Source organism: Novosphingobium sp. B-7 (assembly GCF_000410615.1).
In the GTDB taxonomy this organism is placed as follows: Bacteria; Pseudomonadota; Alphaproteobacteria; order Sphingomonadales; family Sphingomonadaceae; genus Novosphingobium; species Novosphingobium capsulatum.
The window spans coordinates 1-235 of record NZ_KE148429.1 but is presented as its reverse complement, the minus strand read 5'-3'; the positions used below and the strand labels follow the sequence as shown (position 1 = coordinate 235).

Below are 235 nucleotides of genomic sequence, written 5' to 3'. Positions count from 1 at the left end.
CTCTATGCGCGCCTGGGCCATCCGGTGGGCGGCTTTGCCCGCGTGATCGGCTGGTGCACGCGCCTTGGCAATCGCCCGCAGTGGAGCGCGGGGCGCCGCCGCGCCATGGGCGTAGTTACAGTGCTGATATTGCTGGCCGTGGCGAGTGGCCTCGCTGGCGCGCTCCAGGCCCTGGCAACCTGGCTTGCCGGCGGCTGGGCGTGGAGCGTAATCGGCCTGCTGGCCTGGCCGGGCC

The 235-nt window shown here is 72.8% G+C and carries 1 pseudogene; it reads left to right on the top strand.

From position 1 onward, the window contains the following. A pseudogene (locus tag H926_RS28880) lies at positions 1-235 on the top strand (cobalamin biosynthesis protein CobD); the annotation flags it as partial.